The organism is uncultured Georgenia sp. (genome assembly GCF_937958535.1).
Classification (GTDB): domain Bacteria; phylum Actinomycetota; class Actinomycetes; order Actinomycetales; family Actinomycetaceae; genus Oceanitalea.
Map to the genome: position 1 here is coordinate 1 of NZ_CALGNQ010000249.1, position 5,541 is coordinate 5,541.

The 5,541-nt window shown below is 71.2% G+C and carries 4 protein-coding genes; 3 read left to right on the plus strand and 1 reads right to left on the minus strand.

Annotated features, from left to right (window positions below; translation table 11 throughout):
* Positions 1 to 59 precede the first annotated feature (59 nt).
* The gene (locus Q0195_RS13455) at positions 60 to 737 is read right to left on the minus strand and encodes a GntR family transcriptional regulator (protein WP_299279380.1); all 678 of its coding nucleotides are present in this window, start codon (positions 735 to 737) and stop codon (positions 60 to 62) included.
* A gap of 200 nt (positions 738 to 937) precedes the next feature.
* Between Q0195_RS13455 and Q0195_RS13460 the strand changes: the two genes are divergently transcribed.
* The 3 genes from Q0195_RS13460 to Q0195_RS13470 all read left to right on the plus strand — a co-directional run bounded on the left by Q0195_RS13460 (position 938) and on the right by Q0195_RS13470 (position 5,159).
* Complete coding sequence (locus tag Q0195_RS13460) at positions 938 to 2,404, plus strand: NAD-dependent succinate-semialdehyde dehydrogenase (protein WP_299279382.1); 1,467 nt, start codon at positions 938 to 940, stop codon at positions 2,402 to 2,404.
* A gap of 173 nt (positions 2,405 to 2,577) precedes the next feature.
* Positions 2,578 to 4,392 carry a right-handed parallel beta-helix repeat-containing protein gene (locus Q0195_RS13465; RefSeq protein ID WP_299279383.1) on the plus strand — a complete coding sequence of 605 codons (1,815 nt, stop codon included), beginning with the start codon at positions 2,578 to 2,580 and terminating at the stop codon, positions 4,390 to 4,392.
* A 134-nt stretch (positions 4,393 to 4,526) separates the two neighbouring features.
* The gene (locus tag Q0195_RS13470; protein WP_299279385.1) at positions 4,527 to 5,159 is read left to right on the plus strand and encodes a dihydrofolate reductase family protein; all 633 of its coding nucleotides are present in this window, start codon (positions 4,527 to 4,529) and stop codon (positions 5,157 to 5,159) included.
* Positions 5,160 to 5,541 lie beyond the last annotated feature (382 nt).

Genomic DNA, 5,541 nt, shown 5'->3' on the forward strand with positions numbered 1-5,541 from the left:
GGGCGCTCGGCTCGTGGCGTCCGCCGGACACTCAGCTCGTGGTGTCCACACCAGGGCGCTCAGCTCGAGGCGTCGACCAGGTCGGCCTGGCTGCGGAGGAACTCGTTCATCGTGCGGAGCTTGTGTGCCCGTGCCGCGCGTTCGATCTCGTCGAGCGAGGCGCCCTCCCGGATGAGCCGGAGCAGGGCGTCGTGCTCCTCGACCGACGCGGCCGGCCGGGAGGGCAGCCGGCTGAAGCTCGTGCGCCGGATCATCGCCAGGCGCTGCCACTCCCGGTGGACCAGGTCGAGCATGTGGTCGTTCGGGCACGGGCCGCACAGCACCCGGTGGAACCGCTCGTTGAGCGAGGTGAAGCGCACCGGGTCGAACTCCCCCTGCTGGAGGGCGCGCATCTCCTCGTTGACCGCGGTGGCCTCCTCCAGCTGCTTCTCCGACAGGTGGGGGACCGCCAGCGACGTCGCCGCCCCCTCGAGGTAGGCCAGGGTCTGCATCGCGTTGGCGTAGTCGCGGGCGTTGACACCGGCGACCTCGGCGCCGACGTTGCGGGTGAAGGTGACCAGGCCCTCCGCCTCGAGCCGGCGCACCGCCTCGCGCACGGGCACCGGGCTGACGTCGAGCTCGCGGGCGATCTTGTCCAGGACCAGCCGGTAGCCCGCGCCGTAGCGTCCGGAGACGATCCGCTCGTGGAGTCGGCGGTAGACCATCTCGGACTTGGAGATCTTCGTGGCTCGGGTCATCGTGGTTCCCCCTCGTCGGGTCCTGCGGCTGCGCCGGCGTCTCCCGGCGATGCCGGGACGTCCCGCTGATGCGGCACAATGGGTCGGCGCCGGCGTCCGTGCTGCGCGCCATCATATATGATCGTTAGGCGATCGGGCTCGCGCCACACCCGGCGGGGGCCACCAGGATTTCGGCACAACCGACGGCGAGGTTGCCCCCAATGACGACAGCCCAGACCACGCACCGCGTCCTCCAGACGGTCCCGACCCAGCTGCTCATCGGTGGGCAGTGGCGGGACGCCACCGGTGGCGGTGTGTTCGACGTGCACGACCCGGCGACCGGTGAGGTCATCGCCCGGGTCGCCGACGCCACCGAGCAGGACGGCGCCGCCGCCATGGACGCCGCGGCCGGCGCCCAGGAGGCGTGGGCGGCCACCCCGCCCCGGGAGCGCGCGGAGATCCTGCGCCGGGCGTGGGAGCTGACCATCGAGCGGGGCGACGACCTCGCCGCCCTGATGACGCTGGAGATGGGCAAGCCGCTGGCCGACGCCAAGGGTGAGGTGACCTACGGCGGGGAGTTCCTCCGCTGGTTCTCCGAGGAGGCAGCGCGCATCAACGGCCGCTACCAGACCGCCCCCGAGGGCGGGCTGCGCATCCTCGCGGCCAAGCGCCCGGTGGGTCCGTGCCTGTTCATCACCCCGTGGAACTTCCCGCTGGCCATGGCCACCCGGAAGATCGCCCCGGCCCTGGCCGCCGGCTGCACGGTGATCCTCAAGCCCGCCACCCTCACCCCGCTCACCGCGCTGGCCTTCGGGCAGATCCTCCTCGAGGCCGGGGTGCCCGAGGGCGTGGTGAGCATCCTCCCCACGTCCAAGGCACGCCCGGTGACCGGCCCGCTCATCCAGGACCGGCGCCTGCGCAAGCTCTCCTTCACCGGCTCCACCGAGGTGGGACGGGCGCTGCTGCGCGAGGCCGCGGACAACGTGCTGCGTACCTCGATGGAGCTCGGCGGGTGCGCGCCGTTCATCGTCTTCGAGGACGCCGACCTCGACGCCGCCCTCACCGGCGCGCGGCAGGCCAAGCTGCGCAACATGGGTGAGGCCTGCACGGCCGCCAACAGCTTCCTCGTCCACGAGTCCCTCGCCGAGGAGTTCGGGCGCCGCCTGGCCGAGGAGTTCGCCTCCCTCAAGGTGGGCCACGGGCTGGAGGAGGGCACCCAGATCGGGCCGCTCGTCTCCGCCGACCAGCGCGACAGCGTCCACGAGCTCGTCACGGCCGCCTGCGACCGGGGTGCCCAGGTGCTCACCGGTGGCGAGCCGGGCGATGGGCCGGGCTTCTTCTACCGGCCCACCGTGCTGACCAACGTCGCGCCCGACAGCCCCGTGTTCGCCAACGAGATCTTCGGGCCGGTCGCCCCGATCGCCACCTTCCGCACCGAGGAGGAGGCGCTCGCCGTCGCCAACGCCAGCGAGGTGGGCCTGGCCGGGTACGTCTTCACCCGCGACATGTCACGCATCCTGCGCCTGGCCGAGCGCCTCGAGGTCGGGATGATCGGCGTCAACACCGGCCTCATCTCCAACGCCGCCGCGCCGTTCGGCGGGGTGAAGCACTCCGGGCTCGGCCGCGAGGGTGGGGTCGAGGGGATCGAGGAGTTCCTCGAGACCGTCTACCTCGGTATCCCGCGCTGACCTCAGCCTGACCGCCGAAGGGCCGCCCGACGAGACGTCGGGCGGCCCTTCGCGTATCGGGATACCGCCGTCGTCGCCGGGCGCCTCAAGAGCGGGAGCCGCCGGCCGATCACCAGGGGGTACGACCTTTGTAGGAACGGATTCCTGCACACGACCGATACGGATATCACCACGTGAAGAAGGCTGCCCTGACGGCGCTACTCGCCGCCCTCCTGCTCCTGCCCCTCGGCGCCGCGACGCCGTCGGCATCCAGCACGACGACCGCCCTCCAGTGCCCCGACCCGACAGTGACCGTCGGGACGATGAGCGAGCTCAAGAGCGCTGTCGCCGCGGCCAGGCCCGGCGACGTCATCGAGATGGAGCCCGGCACCTACGCAGGCCGGCTCACCCTCGAGCGGTCCGGCGCCAAGAGCAACCCGATCTGGCTGTGCGGGCCCCGTGAGGCCGTGATCGACGCCGGCAACGTGAGCAGCGGCCGCGTCATCCACATGGATGACGCCGACAACTGGCGCCTCGTCGGCTTCACGGTGACGAACGCCCTCAAGGGGCTGACGATCAGCCAGGTGAGCAACTCCGTCTTCGCCGGCCTCCACGTGCACCACATCGGCCACGAGGCGGTGCACCTGCTGAGCAACAGCACGAACAACATCGTCCGCGACAACGTCATCCACGACACCGGGATCGTCAACCCGATGTTCGGCGAAGGCGTCTACATCGGCACCGCGAAAACCAACTGGGGCAGCCGAGGAGTCGACTACTCCAACCGCAACCAGGTGATCGGCAACACCATCTACGACACCACCGCCGAGTCCATCGACATCAAGGAGGGCACCAAGAACGGTGTCATCCGCGGGAACCTCCTCGACGGGGCACGGATCACGGGACAGGCCGACTCCTGGATCACCGTCAAGGGGCAGCACTACGTCATCGAGGACAACGTCGGACGCAACGCCCCCGAGCACGGCTTCGAGGCGCACGAGATCCGCACCGATGGCATGGTCGTCGGCGGCGGCCAGGACAACGTGTTCCGGCGCAACACCGCCTACCACGACGGCGAGGGCTACGCCTTCTACACCCGCGAGCTCCCGGGCGTCGTGGTCACCTGCGACAACGAGGTGGTGGGCAGCGGCCGGTTCACCGACCTTGCGCTGAGCTGTGGGGAGCCCGAGCCTGCGCCTGAGTCGACCCAGCAGCCCGAGCCGGAGCCGGATCCGACCCAGCAGCCTGAGCCGGAGCCGACCCCCGAGCCGACTCGGGAGCCCGAGCCGGAGCCCACCCAGGAGCCGTCGCCCACGCCCACCCCGAAGCCGAAGCCCACGCCTGCGCCGAAGCCGACGCCCACGCCGAAGCCAACCCCCACGCCGACGCCTACGCCGACGCCGACCCCGAAGCCGCCGGTGCAGACGCCGTCCAAGCCGGCGCCGTCCACGCCGGCGCCGCCCACGACGCCCACGTTCTTCCTCTCCGACACGTGGTCGTCCACCGCGAAGTACCGCTTCGCCTACGGCCGGGCCACCGACCAGGTGCTCATCGGCGACTGGGACGGTGACGGCAAGGACACGATCGCGCTGCGCCGCGGCCGCGACTACCTCGTGAGCAACCGCGTCCAGGGCGGTGGCACCTCGCTCATCGTCTACGGGCGTCCGAACGACGTCATCCTCGTCGGTGACTGGGACGGCGACGGCCGGGACTCCTTCGCCGTCCGGCGCGGCAAGGAGTACCACGTGAAGAACTCCATGTCGGGCGGCGACGCCGACGTCGTGTTCCGCTACGGGCGGCGCGGCGACCAGGTGCTCGTCGGCGACTGGGACGGCGACCGGCGCGACACCTTCGCGGTGCGCCGCGGCCGGATCTACCACGTCAAGAACTCGATGAGCGGCGGCGACGCCGACATCGTCCAGTCCTTCGGTCGCCCGGGCGACGAGGTGTTCGTCGGTGACTGGAACGGGGACCGGCGCGACACCCTGGGGCTGCGGCGGACGTCGTAGCCGAGCAGGGGAGCGGGGGCGTCGGACAGGGTCCGGCGCCCCCGCTCTCGTCCGCCCGCTGAGTTCCGACGATAGTCCGGGTCCATATGGCGACAGTCCAGAATCGACCGAGAGGACCCGACATAAAGCTCACCGTGCACGAGTTCGTCACGCTCGACGGCGTCATGCAAGGACCCGGCGCCCCGGAGGAGGACACGAGCGGCGGCTTCGACCGTGGCGGGTGGGTCGTGCCGTTCGTGGACGAGGACTTCGGCCGGATCGTCGACGGCTGGTTCCGCTCGACCACCGAGCTGCTCTACGGACGGACCACCTACCAGCTCATGGCCGGCTACTGGCCACAGGTCACCGACCCCGATGACCACGTCGCTGCGGCGCTCAACACGAGCCCGAAGCACGTGGTCTCCACCACGCTCACCGACCCGCAGTGGAGCAACACGGTCGGCGTCATCTCCGAGGACGTCGTCGCTGCGGTCCGGGCGCTCAAGGAACGCCCCGGCGACGAGCTGCAGGTGCACGGCTGCTGGCAGCTGGTGCAGACGCTGCACAACGCCGGCCTCGTCGACGAGTACCGCCTGCTCGAGTTCCCCGTGGTCGTCGGGGGCGGCAAGCGTGTCTTCCACGACGGCGCGGCGGCGAGCAACTTCACCGTCGTGCACTCCGAGACCACGGGCAGCGGAGCGGTCTACCGGGTGCTGCAGCCGGTGCCGTTCCAGGCGGGCACCGTCGCCGTCGAGGACGGGAAGGACGTTGCCGGAGTGCATGTCTGAACGGGCGTGCTACGTCGGCGTGCAGCCGGGAACCCGCCGCCCCAGGCGTGACCGCGGCGCACGGACGCCGGGTGACCGTTGTGCACTCGGGGTGCACGCCGCCCGGGTGTCGGGCGCAGCACGCCCGGTGGACCGATGAGCAGGACCCGATCCGAGGGGGTGAGAGTCAGTGCCGTCCCTGACGCCGTAGGCGCCGGCGGAGCGGCCCCGACACGGACACGGACACACAGACCGAACGGCGCCGGCCTCTCGGCGCGGGGTGGCTCCCCGCACCGAGAGGCCGGCGCATGCTCGGCCGTCCACGCGACCGCAGCGGCCAGGCGGGCCCGTTCAGGCTTGGAGGTTCTTGGTGGCGAAGTAGGGGTCGTCGGGGTTGTATCCG

Excerpts from the sequence above, each read along its gene's own strand:
- Q0195_RS13455 (WP_299279380.1), bottom strand. The coding sequence starts at position 737 with ATGACCCGAGCCACGAAGATCTCCAAGTCCGAGATGGTCTACCGCCGA.
- Q0195_RS13460 (WP_299279382.1), top strand. The coding sequence starts at position 938 with ATGACGACAGCCCAGACCACGCACCGCGTCCTCCAGACGGTCCCGACC.